The sequence below is a fragment of the Actinomycetospora aeridis genome, assembly GCF_037400275.1.
Classification (GTDB): Bacteria; Actinomycetota; Actinomycetes; order Mycobacteriales; family Pseudonocardiaceae; genus Actinomycetospora; species Actinomycetospora aeridis.
Map to the genome: position 1 here is coordinate 479,213 of NZ_JBBEGL010000005.1, position 19,709 is coordinate 498,921.

The 19,709-nt window shown below is 68.5% G+C and carries 15 protein-coding genes; 13 read left to right on the plus strand and 2 right to left on the minus strand.

Annotated elements, in window-relative coordinates; genetic code table 11:
- The first annotated feature begins 15 nt into the window (after positions 1-15).
- Positions 16-714 (plus strand): TetR/AcrR family transcriptional regulator, encoded by a 699-nt coding sequence (locus WCD41_RS20455; protein ID WP_337715769.1) that lies wholly within the window; start codon positions 16-18, stop codon positions 712-714.
- Here the strand turns inward: WCD41_RS20455 and WCD41_RS20460 are convergent.
- Entirely contained in the window at positions 695-1,342 is a 648-nt protein-coding gene (locus WCD41_RS20460; RefSeq protein WP_337715771.1) for a hypothetical protein, read from the minus strand. The two genes, WCD41_RS20455 and WCD41_RS20460, sit on opposite strands and share 20 nt — an antisense overlap.
- Before the next feature lie 93 nt (positions 1,343-1,435).
- On the opposite strand from WCD41_RS20460, the gene WCD41_RS20465 reads away from it, so the two are divergent.
- Together WCD41_RS20465 and WCD41_RS20470 are read left to right on the plus strand one after the other, a co-directional pair.
- Positions 1,436-2,515, plus strand: a complete 1,080-nt coding sequence (locus WCD41_RS20465) for a glycoside hydrolase family 172 protein (protein WP_337715773.1) — start codon at positions 1,436-1,438, stop codon at positions 2,513-2,515.
- Between the two features lie 121 nt (positions 2,516-2,636).
- Positions 2,637-3,014 (plus strand): hypothetical protein, encoded by a 378-nt coding sequence (locus WCD41_RS20470; protein WP_337715775.1) that lies wholly within the window; start codon positions 2,637-2,639, stop codon positions 3,012-3,014.
- Here the strand turns inward: WCD41_RS20470 and WCD41_RS20475 are convergent.
- Entirely contained in the window at positions 2,999-3,232 is a 234-nt protein-coding gene (locus tag WCD41_RS20475) for a hypothetical protein (protein WP_337715777.1), read from the minus strand. The two genes, WCD41_RS20470 and WCD41_RS20475, sit on opposite strands and share 16 nt — an antisense overlap.
- Positions 3,233-3,250: 18 nt before the next feature.
- Between WCD41_RS20475 and WCD41_RS20480 the strand changes: the two genes are divergently transcribed.
- From WCD41_RS20480 to WCD41_RS20530, 10 genes are all read left to right on the plus strand, one after another.
- Positions 3,251-3,658: a hypothetical protein gene (locus WCD41_RS20480; protein WP_337715779.1), complete on the plus strand. Its 408-nt coding sequence runs from the start codon at positions 3,251-3,253 to the stop codon at positions 3,656-3,658.
- Positions 3,643-4,095, plus strand: a complete 453-nt coding sequence (locus WCD41_RS20485) for a hypothetical protein (protein ID WP_337715781.1) — start codon at positions 3,643-3,645, stop codon at positions 4,093-4,095. Before WCD41_RS20480 ends, WCD41_RS20485 begins: the two co-directional genes overlap by 16 nt.
- A 59-nt stretch (positions 4,096-4,154) precedes the next feature.
- Positions 4,155-4,988 carry an MOSC domain-containing protein gene (locus WCD41_RS20490; RefSeq protein ID WP_337715783.1) on the plus strand — a complete coding sequence of 278 codons (834 nt, stop codon included), beginning with the start codon at positions 4,155-4,157 and terminating at the stop codon, positions 4,986-4,988.
- Between the two features lie 251 nt (positions 4,989-5,239).
- Positions 5,240-7,054, plus strand: a complete 1,815-nt coding sequence (locus tag WCD41_RS20495; protein ID WP_337715786.1) for a UvrD-helicase domain-containing protein — start codon at positions 5,240-5,242, stop codon at positions 7,052-7,054.
- Entirely contained in the window at positions 7,051-10,269 is a 3,219-nt protein-coding gene (locus tag WCD41_RS20500) for a helicase-related protein (protein WP_337715788.1), read from the plus strand. The genes WCD41_RS20495 and WCD41_RS20500 overlap by 4 nt, the downstream gene beginning before the upstream one ends.
- Positions 10,266-11,993: a DrmB family protein gene (gene drmB / locus WCD41_RS20505; protein WP_337715790.1), complete on the plus strand. Its 1,728-nt coding sequence runs from the start codon at positions 10,266-10,268 to the stop codon at positions 11,991-11,993. Before WCD41_RS20500 ends, drmB begins: the two co-directional genes overlap by 4 nt.
- 59 nt (positions 11,994-12,052) lie before the next feature.
- Complete coding sequence (locus WCD41_RS20510) at positions 12,053-13,582, plus strand: ATP-binding domain-containing protein (protein WP_337715792.1); 1,530 nt, start codon at positions 12,053-12,055, stop codon at positions 13,580-13,582.
- A gap of 682 nt (positions 13,583-14,264) precedes the next feature.
- Complete coding sequence (locus tag WCD41_RS20520; RefSeq protein WP_337715794.1) at positions 14,265-16,847, plus strand: Z1 domain-containing protein; 2,583 nt, start codon at positions 14,265-14,267, stop codon at positions 16,845-16,847.
- Positions 16,844-17,836, plus strand: a complete 993-nt coding sequence (locus WCD41_RS20525; RefSeq protein ID WP_337715796.1) for a PD-(D/E)XK motif protein — start codon at positions 16,844-16,846, stop codon at positions 17,834-17,836. The genes WCD41_RS20520 and WCD41_RS20525 overlap by 4 nt, the downstream gene beginning before the upstream one ends.
- Positions 17,837-18,210: 374 nt before the next feature.
- Positions 18,211-19,701 carry a hypothetical protein gene (locus WCD41_RS20530; protein ID WP_337715798.1) on the plus strand — a complete coding sequence of 497 codons (1,491 nt, stop codon included), beginning with the start codon at positions 18,211-18,213 and terminating at the stop codon, positions 19,699-19,701.
- The last annotated feature ends 8 nt before the right edge of the window (positions 19,702-19,709 follow it).

Here is a 19,709-nt window from a genome sequence, read left to right on the forward strand (position 1 = left end):
GCTATCGTCGTGAGCATGGAGACAGGCGGTGGCGACGACGGGCCGCGGGGGCGCATCGTGGCCGCTGCCCTGCGCCTGCTCGAGCAGAGCGGTCCGGACGCGGTCTCGACGCGGGCGGTGAGCGCCGCCGCCGGCGTCCAGGCCCCGACCATCTACCGGCTCTTCGGCGACAAGCAGGGCCTGCTCGACGCCGTTGCCGCGCACGGCTTCGCCTCCTACCTGACCAGCAAGACCGCGGCGGAGCCGGGCGACGACCCGGTGCAGGACCTGCGCGAGGGCTGGGACCAGCACGTCACCCTCGGCCTCGCCCACCCTGCGCTCTACCGCCTCATGTACGCGCGGACCGCCCCGGGCTCGCCGGCCGCCTCCGCCGCCGTGGACGTCCTCGGCAAGCACATCCGCCGGATCGCCGAGGCCGGGCGGCTGCGTGTCCCCGAGGAGCGGGCCGTCGGGCTCGTCCGCGCCGTCGGCGAGGGCACGACGCTGACGCTCATCGCCACGCCCGAGGGCGAGCGCGACCCCCAGCTCGCGACCTCGGCCCGCGAGGCCGTCATCGCGGCCATCACCACCGACGCCCCCGCGCTGCCCGACCCCGGCCCGGTACCGGCGGCCGCCGCGCTCCGGGCGGCTCTGCCCGACGTCGACGCGCTCAGTCCCGTCGAGCGGGCGCTGCTGCGCGAGTGGCTCGACCGCATCACGGCGACCGGTCGCTGACCTCCGGGTCGACTAGGTCGACCACGAGGCTCTCCCGCGATTGGAGCGTCGCGGGAGTGCACGAGAGCGACGTGGGATTCCGCGGGACACCCGCGGTGCGGCGGTAACTGCGGATGTCGGTCACCCGGTACGGCCGTCGGCACCAGTCACCGGACGCTCCGAGGAGACCCTCCTCAGCGAGCTTCGGGTCGAGATACAGACCGCCGTCGAGGTCGATGGTGTCCGCGATGAAGGGCTCAGGGTTGGTCCAGTTGAGCGGGAAGAGTCGTCCGGCCACGTCGACGAGGAAGACCTGTAGGTCCGAGCGCGGGTCCGGCGGGACGAGGGAGCCGACTGCCGCGACCGTCCCCAGAGCGCCGCACCACCAGGCACTTTCCTCGACATCGGCCGGGCTGTAGCAGGACATCCAGAGCACGGGCGCGAGCTCGTGGACCTCGCCGACCGCCATCTGGGGCAACCGCCCGTCCGAGACGAACGGGTCGGGAAGCTGCACCGTCATCGTCTGGCCATCCCACGAGGCGATCGGGACCGGATCGCCGGGGTCTAGCTCTCGAGCACGTCTCCTCGTGACACGTTGCGGAGATGCGGGGCGGAGCTTGCGCCGCCGTGCGGTGCGGGTCTTGGCCATCTGGCGCCTCCTCGTGGGGTCTCACGAGGTTTGATGGCGCCGGACCCGATTCGGTTCCCACCCGACGCGAAGTCGTCGGGGGACGCTGGACCCATGACCGTCGACTACGGCCCCCACGGATCGAGCCTGCGCGACCTGCCCCGCCTGCGGCGCACCCGCCGACGCAGGTCGTCGAGCTGGGACCGCACGGGCGGCAACGACGACCGCGAGACCCTCCGCCCGGGCGGCACCGCGACCCTGCTCGACGTCGACGGCGCCGGCGTCGTCACCCACCTCTGGATCACCGTCGCCACGTCCCGCAGCCTCCGGAATCCCCGCGGCAGGGCCGACGACCTCCTCCGCCGGCTCACCCTCAAGGCCTGGTGGGACGGCGAGGAGCACCCGAGCATCGCAGTCCCGTTGGGCGACTTCTTCGGCGTCGGACACGGGAGGACGACGAACTTCGTCTCGCTGCCGCTGCAGATGAGCCCGGAGGACGGCAAGGCGTTCAACTGCTGGTTCGCGATGCCGTTCGGCTCCGGCGCGCGGATCGAGATCACGAGCGAGGTCGACGACGCCGACGTCCTCGTCTACTTCTACGTCGACTACGAGGAGCTCGACTCGGTCGGCGACGACGTCGGGCGCTTCCACGCGCAGTGGCGCCGCCAGAACCCGACCGCGGGCGTGCGGCCGGGCCCGTCGAACGCCGCGTACCAGTTCCACGGCATCAACCTGACAGGAACTGACAACTACACGATCCTCGAGGCCGAGGGCCACGGGCACTACGTCGGCTGCGTCCTGAACATCCAGAACGGGCGTCGTACCCGGCGCTGGAACTGGTACGGCGAGGGCGATGACATGATCTTCATCGACGGCGACGTCTGGCCGCCGACCCTGCACGGGACCGGCACCGAGGACTACGTCAACACCGCCTGGTGCCCGACGCAGAGCTACTCGGCGCCGTACCACGGCGTCACGCTCGCGGGCGGGAAGAACTGGCGCGGGCCGGTGAGCCTGTACCGGTTCCACGTCGAGGACCCGGTGGTCTTCGAACGCTCGATCCGCGTGAGCATCGAGCACGGTCACGCGAACAAGCGCAGCGACGACTGGTCGTCGGTCGCCTACTGGTACCAGGCGGAGCCCCACCGGGCGTTCGATCTTGCGCCGGTCGGGGAACGCATCACCCACCAGTAGGTGAGGAGCTGCACCTGGCGACAGACGTCACCCGCCGACGGTCGAGGGTCACACCTCTCCGACCTGGCAGGGCAGGGCATGCTCCTCGCACCATCGAGAACCCGACCAACGGAGGTACGCGATGGATGACCAGGAACGCTACGACCGCTTCCTCTCCGCCCTCGGCTTCCGCGCCAACCTCGACGGCACGCCGTCGGACGGCCGCGGCACCGTCGACCTGATCGACCTCGACGGCGAGCCCGTCGACCCCGCCGTGCGCCTGCACGTCTGCCCGCAGCGCCTCGCGCAGCACGTCTGCGACGAGCAGGGCGTCGCCCCCAGCGCGCGCCCGTCGCTCGACGACGACCCGGAGGCGCTCGACGAGGCCGAGGCCGCCTCACTGCAGTCGCTGCTCGCCCAGATCGAGGAGGCGATCCTCGTCCGCGAGCCGGGCAAGGACCACCTGGTGCTCGTCGACGGCGGCGTGCGCGCCGTGGCGGCCGATCAGGTCCCGGCCTGACGCCACGCGAGGAAGCGCCGGACCCGTGCGCGGATGAGGCCGTCGAGCTGGTCCCGCTCCGACCCGTGCGTCTCGCACCGGTGTCGGAGCGCCGCCATCTCGTCGATGACGCCGTACCGGTCGGGGGCGCTGACGTAGGCGAGCGCGGAGATCCGTGACGCGCACCGGTACGGGGTGCTGACGCCGTCGGTGAGGCCGGTCGCTTCGATCCAGCACACGAGGTCCGGGGACGCCTCATGGTCGCGGCGACCGAGCACGACCTCCGTCGGCACCTCGACCAGGACTCGCCGGAGGGCGTCGAGGACGTCGAGGTCACCCGTGTCCGCGCGATACGGATCCGTCTCCCGCCGGAGCCGCCTCGCGCAGGCCACGGCGCCGGACCAGGACCTCCCGGCGGGCGCCGGAGCATGCTCGAGGAGCTCGATGGCGCGATCGAGGAAGCGGAGATCGTCGGCCACAGAGTGATCGGCGTAGTACTGGAAGCCGCACGAGGTGACGAGGTCGAGCAGCGCGCCACGGAGTGCCAGCTCAGGCTGCTCGTCCCGACGCTGCTGGTCGGCGGCCTGGAGCTCGCGGATCTCCGCCACCACCGCTCGGCGCGCGTCAGGCACACCGCCATCATGATCCGGTGCCCTCAGGTCTGACGAGAGCGCGACAGGAGACCGAGATCGGCGAGGGGCTCGCCGTCGGCTGCCTCGTCGCCGGCGTACACGCGGTCGGTGCCGCGGCAGGCCTCGACCCGGCGCTGGTGGGCGCGCTCGGGCCGTGGCCGTGGGCCGCGCGGTATCCCGCGCTCCATCGCACCCCGCGACTCGACGACGTCCTGCGACGCAGCGCCGGCCGCCGCGGGAACCGGGTCGCTCGGTGGACCCCGTCGCGTGACGCCTTCGTCCCGCAGCTCTGCGACGACGCGTGGGACCTGTTCGCGGCCTGCGTCCGGCTCGAGGAGACGACCGCCGTGCCCGCCCGGCGCTGGTGCGAGCTGGCCGACAGATTCCTCCGCCTCCTCGACCAGGAGCTGGTCTGGCGCGGGCGACCGCTCGATCCGCTGGGCGACCTCGGTCTCGGCGGTCCCGGGTAGCGAGACGCCCGCGGCGCTGATCGCCGGGCCTGGTGTGGTGACGTGACACGCTGGGCGTCATGGACGAGGCCGTGGCTCGCGTCGCGTCGCTCACCGTCTACCCGATCAAGGGCTGCGCCGGCATGGCGGTGGAGCGACGGGAGGTGACGGCGACCGGGCTCGCCGGCGACCGGCGGCTCATGGTCGTGGCACCCGACGGGCGGTTCAAGACGCAGCGACGCCACCCGCTGCTCGCGACGATCCGGCCGCACCTCGACGGCTCTCGCCTGACGCTGTCCGCGGACGGCCGCTCGGCCTGCGCGTTCGACGTGCTCGACGATGGGCCGCGACGCCAGGTCGAGATCTTCAGCAAGGCTCATCCGGCCGTGGACCAGGGCGACGAGGCCGCCGCCTGGATCTCCGACGTGCTCGGGACCGAGAGCCGGCTCGTCGGCGTCACCCCCGAGCACCATCGCCCCACCGACGGCCTGGTGCCCGGCCTGTCCGGCTGGGCCGACAGCGGCTCGCTCCTCCTGCTGTCCCGCGCCGCCGCTGACGACCTCTCCGACCGCGCCGCGAAGCGCAGCGGCGAGCCGATCCCGCTCGAGCGCTTCCGGGCAAACGTCGTCCTCACCGGCTGCGCGGCCCACGCCGAGGACAAGCTGGACCGCGTCGTGCTCGGGACGGCCGGCTTGATGTTCTCGAAGCAAGCGGTCCGCTGCGCCGTCGTCACAGTCGACCAGCAGAGCGGCGCGCGCGTGGGTCCCGAACCGCTGGAGACGCTGGCGACCTACCGGCTCACCGACAAGGGCGTCGTGTTCGGCGCGAAGTACACGGTCCTGGCGCCCGGGGAGGTCGCAGTCGGCGGCGAGCTGCGGGCGGTCTCACCAGCCGATGCCAAGATCGCACAGTGATCACTCCCGCCTGTGTCGAGGAGAAGACACCGCCCGGGCAACGGTGAATCCCATGCCCGGTTCAACGCCTGCGGGCGGGGTTGGCACGATCATGTCTGATCAGCGGCACGCCCGATCCGACACATCGACGAGCGAGGTGAACCCGGAGCCTGCGGACAGCGGCTCCGAGGAGGTGTTCATTCTCAGCGTGGACAAGGTCGGAGAAGGCCACTCCCTGCACGATTTCAAGCACCCATCGGACGGACACGCGCATGGCTGAGCGGGCTACGCTCGACGAGTCCCAGCGCCGAGTGGCCGAGGCCGGAGCGGACGCTCGCGCGATCGTGACGGCGGGTGCTGGCCAGGGCAAGACCGAGGTGGTCGCTGCCCGGCTCGCCCACCTCGTGGACACCGAAGGGCTCGACCGGTCCGACGACGTGCTCGTTCTCAGCTTCTCGAGGGCTGCCGTCGCGGCCGTCCGCCGCCGCCTACTGGCCTCTCCGGCTGGTGATCGGGCCGCGGTTCGGACCTTCGACAGCTTCGCGGCCCGGCTGCTGCTCGATGCCGGAGAGGAGCCCGCAGGCTGGTCGTTCGACCGTCGTATCCGCGAAGCGACACGCCTGCTACGGGACGGGGAGATCGACGTCCCGACCGTCGACTTGTCTCGCCACGTCGTCGTTGACGAGATACAAGACCTGGTCGGGGATCGGGGGGAGCTAGTGCTCGCGCTGCTCGACCGCCTCCCCGGCGACGCCGGCTTCACAGTCTTGGGCGACCCGCTCCAGGGCATCTACGACTTTCAGCTCGGCAGCTCGAAGAGCCCGTTGACAAGCGCGGACCTACTCCACCGGCTTCGCGACCGTCTTAGAGCCCGCGATCTGGCACTTGAACATAACTACCGTGCCCAGACCAACCAGGCGCGTGGTGTGGTGTCCCTCGGGACCCGCATGCGCGACACCCCGTCGGGCAAGCGGCGCCACAACAAGGCCCGGCACGCAGTGGAGTCCCTGCCATGGATCGGCACCCTTGCGGATCTCCCGCTCGTTCTCCCCCGCTGGCAAGGCCGCACCGCGGTGCTGTGTGACACCAACGGTCAGGCGATGGTCGCCTCTCGCACTCTCTTCGAGCACGGGATCAAGCACCGGTTGCGCCGCCCGGCGGAGCAGATCTCCGTCCCGTCGTGGGTCGCGGCCGTTCTGGGCGATGCCCCCTCGCGCAACGTCTCCCCGGCGATGCTCGACGACCTTATCTCCGCGAGCGGCGTGACGGTCCCGGATGATGCCTGGCGTTTGCTGAAGATCACTGAGCGAAGGCGGCGGGCGCCGCGGGAGCTCGACCTGGTCGAGCTGAGCCGCGCCGTCTCCAGCGGCGCGGTACCGGTCGAGCTCGTCGACTCCGGTGACGCTCAGGTGATCGTCTCCACCATCCACCGGGCGAAGGGTCTCGAGTTCGACAACGTCGTGCTGCTGGACGACCCGAGCGCTCGCGATGACGGGGCCACGAGCACGGAGCTGGACCGACAGGCCCGGGCCCTCTACGTGGCGTTGTCACGCGCCCGGACCGTCGTGACGGCCGCGGAGCCGCCTCTGGCCAAGGGGCTTCGAGTCGACGAGTTCCGTCGCCGGCGTTGGATCCGGGGATATGGATGGCGGACCTCGGCATTCGAGTTCCAGTTGCAGGACGCCGAGCGAGCCCGCCCATTCGGCACGGACCCCGAGACAGCTCGCGGTGTGCAGGACCTCCTTCGCACGAGTGCCATCTCCTCGGTCGGCCAGCCGGTCGTGGGGCGCATCGATCCGCCGTGCGATCCCCGGAACCCGATATACGAGCTCGCAGTCGGTGATCAGGCCGTCGCACGGACGTCGTCAGACTTCGCGCAAGCGCTGATCGCGCGGCTGGACCGGGCCTGGCCCAACCACCCAGGACCTCCGGTGGGGCTCGAGGACCTGTTCACGGACGGCGTCGAGACAGCAGCGGGCCCACCCGTTGTCGGAGAGCAGCTCGGTGTCGGCCGGTGGGGCCTCTGGCTCACCGTGCGGATAAGTGGACTCGCACGACTGAAATTCGAGAGGAACAGCGACGCATGACGGACCTGTTCGACCAGTACACCTTCCGCGAGAACGTCGTGAAGGCACTTGCGCTGGACGTTCTCGGACCGAGCTCCGCCGAGGAGGTGCTCGACGAGGGCCCGTTGGACCGCTACATCACCGGGATCCTCTATCCGGCCGGGGTCGCGCAGAGCACCGAGACCGAACCAGACGATCCAGAGGCGGCCGAGACGAGCGGACTGCCGGATTCCGGGTACGACCCCGGCGTCGCGCTCGCGCGCATGAAGCACCCATCCTCGATGGGCCTGTCGTTCGCGGTCGACCTGTCGGTGACTCGGTCGATCACTGTGATGGTATCCGCCGGACGCTATGTGGCTCTCCCGGTCGTCGAGCCGATGCCGGAGGAAAACGTCAGAAGCCGGGCACGACGCCCTCGGGATGTCCACCCCTGGCAACGCTTAGACATCCGGCCTGAACCACTCGTCCTTTCGCTCGTACCCCCGGCCGTCACCAAGTCTCCAGTCGACGACGAAGACCTTGAGCTCTACTGCGTGGTGCGGAGTCCACGCGACGGCGTCGTGCCGGTGACCATCGTGCTCCGCAACACCAAAACCCTTGAACGACACGAGCCGAGCGACGCCCACAGCTTCTTCCAGCCCACAGTTGTTGTGGAAGGACCGGGAGGCGCGTTCGTCGATCGTCGCAGGGAGCGGTCGGTGGCAGTGGACGACGACGATCTCCGCTCGTACGACCTCCTCTTCCGAGACGTGCGGAACTATGCGGTAGGCCACGGGTGCGCTGTCGAGTGGGACACAGACACAGCCCGCGTCTCGCGGATCGCGACCACCTATCTGCCCTCGCACGAGCTGCAGCTGGCCCGCCCGACGACGATCGACGACGTCAACCTCCGGATGACGACGCTCTCGCGTGGGACCGACGACGAGATCCTCGGCAGTCTTCGCGGCCTGGTCACCGCATACCGGGCGTGGATCGTCGACAAGCACGCAGAAGCCGCGTCCCCGCTGCTCAGCCCCGCGCTCCAGGCGACAGCGCAACGACATCTCGCCGACGCGGACGCGGCCGCAGACCGAATCGAGTCGGGCATCGACCTGCTGGCCGAACACGCCGACGCAATGCGCGCCTTCCGCCTGATGAACAGCGCCATGCAGGAGCAGCGTGACCGCCAGGACTGGATCCGCGGCGGACACACCGGCGGCACGCCCACCGAGTGCGCGCAGAACTGGCGGCCGTTCCAGATCGCGTTCGTCCTGCTGTCCCTGCGCGGCATCGCCGAGCCCGAACACGAGGACCGGGAGACCGCAGACCTGCTGTGGTTCCCGACGGGCGGGGGGAAGACCGAGGCATACCTCGGCCTCATCGCCTTTACCGTGCTCCTCCGCCGGCTCCGCGACCCCTCTGCGGCGGGCGTCTGCGTCCTGATGCGCTACACCCTGCGCCTGCTGACGATCCAGCAGTTCGAGCGCGCGGCCTCACTGATCTGTGCGCTGGAAAAGCTCCGCGGCGAACAAACCGACCTCAAGGCAACGCCCTCGATCGATCTCGGTCTCTGGGTCGGGAAGGGCGCGCCCCCGAACACCGTCGACGAGGCACGAAGAGCCCTCAGCAAGATCCGCCGCACCGGCGAGAGCGGCGAGGACGGCAACCCCGTCCAGCTCACCCGGTGCCCATGGTGCGGGACGTACCTCGACCACGCCGACTACGAGGTCCGACGTACAGCCGGAGTACAGGAGCTGGCGCTCTCCTGCCGCGACCGGGACTGCGCGTTCGCGAGCGGTCTCCCCATCCACCTCGTGGACGAGGACGTCTACCGGGCCCGGCCATCCCTGCTCATCGGCACCGTGGACAAGTTCGCGATGCTCGCCTGGCGGGAACAGGCGGGCAACATCTTCTCGACCGACGGCCGCGGCCTCCCGCCCGACCTCGTCGTCCAGGACGAGCTACACCTCATCTCCGGGCCCCTGGGCACGATGGTGGGCCTCTACGAAGCGGCGGTCGACGCCGCCTGCGCCCGGCACCACCGGCCCAAGGTCGTCGCCTCTACCGCGACGATCCGGCGCGCCAGCGCGCAGATGCGCGCGGTCTTCGACCGCAACGCCGCGCAGTTCCCGCCGTCCGGTTTGATCGCGGGCGATACGTTCTTTTCCGAGGACGCGCCTCGTGAGGAGAAGGGAACTCGTCAGTACGTCGGGGTCATGGCACCGGGAACGAGCCAGACCACACTTATGGTTCGCACCTACGCGGCACTTCTCCAAGCCGCCCACAAGGTGCCGGGTGACGAGCCAGCCCGTGACCCGTACTGGAGTCTCGTCGGATACTTCAACAGCCTCCGAGTCCTCGGCGGGGCATACATGCAGGTCACCGACGACGTTCCCGACCGGCTCAAGCTGATCGCCAGGCGCGCAGGTGTGGAGCCGCGCGAGGTAGCGACGCCGATGGAACTGACCAGCCGCACGACGTCGTCGGACATCCCCGAGCATCTCGACCGTCTCGGCACGTCCCTTCCCGACGAGGACTCGCCGGACGTCGTCCTCGCGACCAACATGATCTCCGTGGGCGTCGACATCGACCGCCTCGGTCTCATGGCCGTGATGGGACAGCCCCAGGCCACCGCCGAGTACATCCAGGCGACCAGCCGTGTCGGTCGCAAGTTCCCCGGGCTCGTCGTCACGATGTACAACAGCGCCCGATCGCGGGACCGCTCGCACTACGAGGACTTCCTCCCATATCACCAAGCCCTCTATCGGCAGGTCGAGGCCACGAGCGCCACGCCGTACGCTGCGCGCGCGCGTGACCGCGGCCTGCACGGTGTGCTCGTCGCGACGGCGAGGCTGCTCGACCGGCGGGCGGCCCCCGACGGCGGTGCAGGCAATGTGGTCGACTTCGAGAGGGAGCTCGACGTCATCACCGACGCGATCGTCGAGCGAGCCCGACGCACGGACGAGGACGCCGCCGACAACACGGCCGAGCAGCTGCGCCGTCTGATGGACACCTGGATCGACGAGTCGTCCGCGCGCAGGCCCCTGCGGTACGGCACACCGATGCCCCCGAGCTCCGCGCGCAGTGCACGCAACAGCCAGGACTCGCTCCTCGTCAACGCCGGCGAGGCACTCACCGACCCGGACATCACCGCGGGCACGGACGAAGCACCGTGGCCGACGCTGACCAGCCTGCGGGACGTGGACGCCACGTCGTCGCTCTTCCTCATCCCGCACGCCGACCGGAAGACACCATGAGCCAGATCCGGACGCCCGACGCACGCCGATCCCAGGTGGTGACCACCTACGGGGTCGGGTCCCTCTTCCCCGCCCAGAACGCGAGCTTCATGGTGATGGGGCTCGATGATTGGCCCGACGGCGGCCCGGACGTGAACGAACCCCGGTTGGCGCGAGCGCTACGGGTGCCCGGGTTCCGACAACCGCCCGCTGGCGAGTCGAAGGGACGAGACGTCCCGGTAATCCGGTTCCCGGAGATCCACTTCTGTCCGGTCTGCCGACGCCTCGGTCCGGTGTGGACGTTCTGCGCCTGGAACGAGAACGAGTGCCGGACCTGTGTCGCCGAACTGGTGCCGTCCCGCTTCGTACTCTGCTGCGGTCGTGGACACATCGACGAGTTCCCCTACCACCTGTGGCTGCACGGGTCGTTCGACGGCATCCGCGAGAGCGGCCATCAGCTCCACCTCGACGCACAGGGGCGCAGCTCCTCGCTCGGGGACATCAGGCTCTCCTGCAGCTGTGGCACGACCCCGGTCAGCATGGAGGGCGCGTTCGCGGCCGATGCCTTCCGCAACCTGCGAAGCTGCAGCGGCCGAAGGCCCTGGCTCGGAGCGGACTCTCGTGAGGACTGCACCGAGACTCCTCGCACGCTCCAGCGCGGTTCCTCCAACGTCTGGTTCCCGGTCGTCAGATCAGCGATCTCGATCCCGCCGTGGTCCGAAGGGGTCCACAGGCTGCTCGATCGGCACTGGCCCGTTCTGTCGGCCGTGCCGGAGGATTCGCTCCGGGACACCTTGTCGGGAATGGTGCTGCCTCGTCATCCCTTCACCATCGACGAGCTGACCGAGGCGGTGCTGCACCGTCGAGCGGCCCTTGGCGAAGACGAGCCGGATCAGGACCTCTTGCCGGCCGAGTACAAGGCGCTTCTCGTCGGCAGGCCGGAAGGTGGCGGCAAGGGTCAGGATTTTGTCTGCGAGCCAGCCGAGATCGATCCTGAGCTCTCCCCCTACCTCGGGCAGACATCGCGGGTGTCGCGGCTCCGGGAGGTCCGTGCCCTCTCCGGCTTCACCAGGGTCCTCCCCATCTCGCACGAGACTCCAGCGGACCACGTCGCGCACCTTCGTCGAGACGGCACGTCATGGCTGCCCGCAGTCGACGTCCTTGGCGAAGGGGTCTTCCTCACGCTCGATGTGGAGCGGCTCCGTGAGTGGGAGCAGTGCGACTTCGCGCGTGCACGGGCGGCCCTACTGCAAGCCACACTCGATCGGCGTTCCCAGGACCAGCGTCTCGCTCAATGGCCCCGCGTCGAGGTTCGGGATCTGCTTCTGCACTCGTTGGCCCACGCGCTGATCGAACAGCTCAGCCTTGACGCAGGCTATCCGTCGGCGTCGTTGCGGGAACGCGTCTACTGCGGCGAAGACATGGCGGGGATCCTGATCTACACGGCCACGTCCGACGCGGCGGGAAGTCTGGGCGGAGTTGCCGCGCACGCCGACAAGGACCGACTCGCCCACGCCGTTCTCGGCGCGCTGGCCCGCCTCTCATGGTGTTCGTCCGATCCGGTCTGCGTCGAGTCGGTCGGCTCCGGGGCCGACGCGCTCAACCTGGCCGCCTGCCACGCCTGCCTGCTCATCCCCGAGACCAGCTGCGAGCGCAACAACACTTTCCTAGACCGCGCGACACTGATCGGCACCCCCGAGGAGCCCGAGGGAGGGTACTTCTCCGAGCTGTTGGCCCGGCGCTGATGGCGTGGTTCGTTCCGCCCCTGCGTGTGGTCTCCGGTCGAAGCCCGGCTGAGAACCGCGTGCTCCGATGGCTCGAACGGCTCGGACCAGAGTGGACCGTGATTCATTCCCTCGGGGTGCTGAACCATCCGTTCAAGCAATGGGCCGAGGTCGATGCGGTCGTCGTCGGACCGCCCGGAGTTCTGGTTCTCGAGGTAAAGGGCGGACGGGTCGCGCGCCGGCAGGGGGTCTGGGAGTTCACCGATCGGACTGGAAGGACCACGCGGCGGCGCGAGGGGCCGTTCGACCAGGCCGGAGGGGCGCACGGCGCCATCCGGAGGGTGCTGCTCGACAGCGGTGCCCTCGGCCGTTCGCAGTGCTCCGGATATGCGGTGTTGCTCCCTGACGTCACCCTCGGCGGTCAGCCGTCGGACGCCACCCGCAACGTGCTCCTCGACGCAAGTTCGGCGTGGTCCGCTCCATCCGGCGTCCTCACGAGATGGTGTCGGTACTGGGCCGGGCGGACGGGTAATACCGGTCCCCTCTCGACTGACGACACCGCCGCGGTGGTCGAGGCCCTCCGAGGCGACCTCGACCTCCGACCAGCCCTGTCGCTGGTCGCCGAGGACATCGAGCAGGAGCTCACCCGACTCACCCAAGAGCAGGGGCGGGTGCTCCGCGCCGCGACAGATCTCCCCCGCCTCGCGGTGGCCGGCCGCGCGGGCACCGGCAAGACACTGCTCGCGCAGGCCGAGGCACAACGCCTCGCGGCGGGCGGACGGCGCGTCCTCCTCACCTGCAGCAGTCCCGTTCTGGCTGGCCACCTCGCTCGGGCCGTAGGCGCCGACGTCGAGGTCGGCGCCTACGATCCGGTCTCTGGCCAGGCCGACGGCGTCCGGCTCGACAAGTACGACGCCGTCGTCGTCGACGAGACACAGGACATCGGAGTGGCCTGGGTAGAACTCGTCAAGAGGTACGCCGACGGCGGCCGGGACTCGGGAACCTGGCGGCTCTTCTACGATCCCGAGCAGGATCTCATCGGTCTACCCCTGGACCTGACCAGTGCCCTGCCAGACTCTGCCGTTCGTCTCAAGCTCACTCTGAACTGCCGGAACACACAGCAGATCGCAGTCGCGACGTCGATCCTGACTAGGACGCAGCTCGACGTTGAGGCGCCCGTCCCGGGACCCGAGGTCGTTGCGCGGTGGTGGAGCACCGCGGAGGAGCACCTCCAAATTCTCGCGGAAGAGGTCCGAGGCCTGACCGAGTCGCTACCTCCGGGCCGAATTGCGGTGCTGACGAGGCACCCCCTTCCGGCGCGCGCAGTGGGTGCTTTCAGGGCTACGTCAGGCGTCCCCGTCCGACGGCTGTCATCCGGGCATGGCGACGCCGTCACCGTGGCCACCGCAGAGGAATTCAAAGGGCTGGAGGCCGACGCGGTGGTGGTGGCGGAGATCAACTCGCTCGACACCCCGACCGACCGACGACACGCCTATGTCGCCTGTACTCGCGCCCGAGCCCACCTGACGATGCTGCTACACGAGTCAGCTCGAAATGCTTACCGCGAGGGCGCTCGCTGGTTCGGTCGGATGCTGACCACTCGCACGTAATAAGGTCTACAGTTGGGGCGGCGCCTAGCATACAAGCACCCGACCGACCCCGTGGTGGGCTCAGGGACGCTTGATGCTGCACAGCGGTTCGGGTCGCAATACACCTCGACTGCCTACACCGAACGCCTGGCCGAGGCCGGCGTCGCACCGTCCGGTGGGCACTGTGGGCGACGCGCTGGACAACGCGCTCGCCGACTCGACCATCGGACTGTTCAAGACCGAGCTGATACGCCGACGAGCACGGTGACGTGCCGCAGAGATCGGCACCCTCGAATGGGTCGACTGGTACAACCACCGCTCCTGCACAGCTCCGCCGGCGACACCCCACCCGCCGGGCTCGAGGAAGCCCACTACGGTCAACACCGGCCCCGTCCGGAGCCCGTGCACCCGAGCCCACAGCCCTCCGGCCACGCCGGGGCGGTTGACCCCGCCGAACGGGCGGAGCGAGGCGACGGTCGCTGGCGTCGTCCCGACGCCGTCGCGCTTCACGAGCAACCTGGGCGCACACGCCCATCGCAACAGTCAGATGACACCGCACACGGATCCTCTGACCAGCATCTTCGTACCCCGATCAACCGCGCATCCCCAGGTGAGTAGGTCGAGCACGGAGAGCGCGCGTGGATCTAGGTAGCCTCTCGCTCGCGGAAGCAGCGTGGGCGAAGGGCGCAGGGTGACTGACGGCGTGACGGACGAGCAGGTCGACAAGATCTACAAGATCTTCCTCAAGTACGCGGACACGAGCTCGCCACAGGAAGCTCTGGACGACCTGCAGCTCATGGGGCAGCCGTCAGCCATGATCAAGCGGATTCGGGAGAAGCACGAGGCGGAAACCATCCGCATCAGGAATCTCGAGGAACCTCCCTCTGTTTGGCGCGACGGCAGGTTGACCTGGTACCTCGGCCCCGACATGGCCAAGGACAAGAACTGGCCCGCAATCAGGTCCGCGATGGAGAGGAAGGGGTTCGGCGACGCCAACATCGCGTCCGTTGATGCGTCGTCGACCAAAGTTGTATCGCTGTTGGACCATCCGAAGCAGGACGGATTTCGAACACGCGGCCTGGTGGTCGGTTTCGTCCAATCCGGGAAGACGACCAACTTCACGGCCGTGATGGCCAAGGCGGCAGATCGCGGCTACAAGCTATTCATCGTACTGTCTGGAATTCATAATACCCTTCGCCGTCAGACTCAGGTCCGACTCGCGGGCGACCTGGTTCTGGCGAACCCCGGGAAGTGGCACGAGGTGACCACCGACAAGCAGGACTTCGTACCACCCGGTAATCCTAAGGCATTCTTCGCATCCAAGGACCAACATCTTCTCCTGGTGGTCAAGAAGAACGCCGCAGTGCTCCGCAAGCTCCGGACGTGGCTGTCGTCGGCCGGCGAGTACCTCGACAGGTGTCCGACCCTGATCATCGACGACGAGGCTGACCAGTCCACTGTCGCCACGACCAAGATCAACCCGCTCTTGTTCGACGTTATGAACAAGTTTCCCAAGGTCGGGTACGTCGGCTACACCGCTACGCCGTTCGCCAACCTTCTTATCAATCCTGCCGACGAGACCGATTTCTACCCGCGAGATTTCATCGTCAACCTGCCTCAGCCGACCGGCTACCACGGCACCGAGGTGCTGTTCGGTCGGGAGCTGCTGCCCGGCGAGGACGCCTCGATGCTCGACGGCGGCTACGACATGATCCGGTCCGTACCCGACAACGAGATTGACGAGCTGAAGCCTCGCAGCAAGAAGGAGGCAGCCGACTTCCATCCGGTGATGACGCACTCGCTCCGACGGGCGGTGGAGTGGTTCTGGTTGGCGACCGCCGCACGCAAGGCGCGGGGTGGCGGCAATCCCCACTCCACGATGCTGGTCCACACGACGACCGACACCTTGACTCACGAGCGCTTCAAGGATCCGCTCCTCGACCTGAGGTCTCGCACCCTCCGTGACCTCGCCGCCAACAGCGCGACGCTCCTCGGTCGACTCCGGACGGTGTGGGAGAAGGAGACAACGCTGGTCCCCGCTGCCGACTTCGATGAGACCGCAGTGTCGTTCGACGCTCTCCTCGTGCATCTGAAGGATGTCGTCCAAGGCACCAAGGTCGTCGTCGACAACTATCGAAGCACCGATCGCCTCGACTACGAATCGGGCCCGGTCACGGCGATCGCCGTAGGCGGCAACACCCTCTCTCGCGGACTCACGTTGGAGGGGCTCGTCTCGAGCCTCTTCGTTCGCGCGGTCTCCGCCTACGACACCCTGCTGCAGATGGGGCGGTGGTTCGGCTATCGGAACCACTACGGAGACCTCCCCCGAATCTGGATGACCGACGAGCTCGCGCAGTGGTTCAGCCATCTGGCCACCGTCGAGGCGGAGATGCGTCAGGACATCAATCGCTACATGAACCCGGCGGTCACTCCGATGAACTTCGCGGTGCGGCTCCGCTCGCACCCGAAGATGAGCATCACCGCCAAGGCGAAGATGACGAGTGCAGTGCGCGCCACGGCTGCTTTCGGTGGGCAGCTGGTCGAGTCGCGATTCTTCGACGTCACTCCGGGGGGCAAGGACTGGCTCGACAGCAATGCTCGCGCCGCTCGTCGCCTCGTCAAGCGAGCCGCAAGAAACGGCATCGCAGCGCCGTCTCACCCTGAATCGGCGCTGTTCACCCAGGTCCCGTACGAGGACATCCTGACGTTCCTCGACGCCTACTCCTTCCACACCCGCGCATCGGAGGGCGGGAGCGGACGTTTGACGGAGTACATCCGACGTCGCGTCAGGGACGGCTCCCTCGGCCGTTGGAGCATCGGCGTCATCGGCAACTCACTGGCCAATGCGGACACCAAGCGATGCGACCTCGGTAGCGGGGTCGACGTGCGAATGGTCCGACGCGCACGCCTCAACTACGACTCGGAGGGCGACTTCGACGGCGTCGCGGACATCAAGACCTTGACCAGCCGCCGCGACGAAGCGCTGGACCTGGACACCGACCGTCCGAACTCGTTGACGCGTAAGGACCTCGTCGCCCTACGGCGGGCGCAGCGACCCTCGGAAGGGCTGTTGCTCCTCTACCCGATCGAGCCTCGCTCTGAGCCGAGCACCAGGAACCGCGTCGCGCTGGCCGCCCCCTCCGAGGATGTTGTGATGGGCGTAGCCCTCGTCTTCCCGGACCCGAAGGGCGCCGACTCCGAGGTCGAGTACTGGAGCGCCGATCTCTCCAAGGTCGTCGCCGTCGAGGAGGAGGACGACTGGATCCTCGAACAGGACGACGAGTGAGCATTGAGGGCCCGGAGCTCGAGAAGCTCTGGTCCGCCGCGCAGGCCGAACCTCCGACCACGCTCTTCCGAACAGCGAGAACCGAGACCTCGACGCCGCGGGGTCCGGTGCTCGTCGCCGTGCAGAGCGACGGCGCCCGCCACCTTCTAGTTCCAATCGACGCGAAGCAGACGTTGAGGGAAGACGTCGACGGTGACGCCGTCTCGTTGCGTCGGCGTGTGCTCGAGGGCGATGGCAGCTATCGGACCTATGCCGCGCTGGCGCTCACCGATGATCGATTGCAGACGCTGTTCACAGCGCTCTGCTCCGAGATCCTGGTTCGTATCGCGAGGACACCGGATAGGGCAGTCGCGGCGCTCCGCAGAACCCTCATGGACTGGCGAGCTCTGCTGACCGGCGCTCGTCGAACCCTCGGGCATGCAGAACTGGCCGGGCTGTTCGGCGAGCTGACAATTCTGCGGGCCATGGTCGCGATCGACTCGGGGTGCGTCGCCTTCTGGACCGGCCCTTCGCGCACTGCTCAGGACTTCCATCGAGGGACGGCCGCGCTAGAGGTCAAGACGACCACCTCGCCGGAGGGCCGCACGGTGCGCATCCACGGGCTGGGCCAGCTCGAGGGAGGCGACTCCGGCCGGCTCCTCCTGACGTGGTTCCGACTACGGACCGATCGCGGTCAGACGGTGCCCGAACTCGTTGACGAGATTCTCGAGGCTGTCGACGACGAGACGGGATTCCTGACAGCACTCGGTGAAACGGGCTACTCGGTCGCGGACCGAGAGACGTATGCCCGACATACCTTCGACATCGTTGAGCGCCGTACGTACGAGGTCGGTCCCGGGTTTCCTCGGATCACGGCTCCGGGCCTCACGGGCGACGCCACATTGGCAGGCCTGGACGGGATCCACTACGACCTCGATCTCGACAGTGCCCAGGCGGCCCTCGCGGCCGTCGATGTCGACCCGGCTCGCGCATTCCTGGAACACGCGTGATGACTCCGCGCTGGTGGTCCCAACCCTTCCCGCCGACAGGCGCGATCGCGTCCGAGGGCATCCGCAATCAGCTCGGTCGGCCCCCGGTCGACCCCCTGACGGTGTTCGTACGCGAGACAGCCCAGAACTCCTGGGACGCGCGCCTACCGGGCCAAGCCACGACGTATCGACTGGAGATGACCACGGTTGCTCCAACGCACCGGCCGAGCTGGCAACGCCTCCTGAGCCCGCCCACGAGTACGGATGCGCACCTCGGAGTCGGACGTGTCGTCCGTACCCCGAACCTCCGTCTTCTCTGTGTCGTCGACCGCGGAACGAAAGGACTGGGGGGACCGACCCGGGCGGATGAGGTCGCGAACGAGCGACGCGACTGGGTGTCGTTCGTCCTCAACGTCGGAGAGAAGAGGGACACCGAGCAGGGCGGTGGCACCTACGGCTACGGCAAGGCCGTCCTATATCGGATGTCCAAGGTCGGCACGATCCTCGTCTACACCCGCACCGAGGAGCCGGGCCTCGGCCTCTCGTCCCGCCTGATCGGCATCGCGCTCGGGGAGTCCTTCACAAGCACGGAGCGCGTCGACGCCGAGTCGCGGCCCTTCACGGGCCGGCACTGGTGGGGAGATGTGCAGAACGACCACGTGGAACCACTGCGCGGCGCGGAGGCCGACGGGGTGGCGCGCAGCCTCGGTCTGCGACCGTTCGCGGATGACGAGTCCGGAACCACCCTGATCGTTCTGGACCCCGAACTCGGTGACTTCGAGGACGATCCCGACCGTGTCGCGGGTCACCTCGCGGAGACGATCGCGTGGCAGTTGTGGCCGATCATGTTGCCAGAACGGGGAGAGAACCGGCTCGTGCCGGAGGTCACCGTCGGCGGCGTCGCCATACCGGTGCCGGAGCCGTCCGAGACCTACCCGCTGGACATGTTCGTCGCCGCCTATCGCGCGCAGAGGGACGATCACGGGACCGTGCTGGAGTGCAAGAATCCGCGGCGCAAGTTGGGGAGGTTTGCTGTGCAGCACGAGTTCGTCGTACCGATGGCACCGGATACGGCAACTCTTGCGGCCGAATGCGCGGGCGTGCCCGGCGATCCCCACCACATATGTCTGATGCGCTCGCCCGAACTCGTCGTGAGGTACCTGCGCCAAACCGAGACCGGCTCGGTCAACAAAGCATACGCGGGAGTGTTCCGAGCCGTTGACGAGCTCGACGAAGTGTATGCGGCCGCTGAACCACCGACACATGACAATTGGGTCCACGAGCAACTCAGCGGTCATCATCAGACATTCATCCGCACGACCTTCCGGCGGATCAAAGAGCAGCTGGACGGCTACAGGACCAGCACGGTCTCCACCACGCGAACTGAAAGTGGAGTCGCGCTGGGTGCCGCGAGCACCTTCCTCGGCGGGATCGTCGCGGCAGCGTTCGCTCCGCCCGACAGTCCCGCCGCCATCTCAACGGCCGGAGCGGGGCGGGGTCGGCGAGGGAGCCGTTCGAATGGCGACAGCGGGTCCGCAACGGGGGGCGGTCGGATCAAGGTCTCTCCGGTGGCCGAACCCGCAGTCCACGAGCGTGACGGGCGAGCCGTCTTGGTCCAGCAGTTCTCGGTCATCGGGAACGGCCGCGCCCGCCTCGAGTCGAAGTTGTCGGTCGGACTCGGAGAGCGCTCGAGGGAGGACGAGGCACCCGTCGGCGCCGCGCGACCGCACGTGCTCGCTTGGTCCACTCCCGAGGGCGAGATGACCGGCGACATCTGCGTCGTCAGCAGTCCGTCCGAGGTCGAGCTCGTTGTGCTGCCGGCCGCCGACACGATCACCGACATCACGGTCACCTGCACTCGCATCGACGAGGCGACAGAGTCATGAGTCGTGCC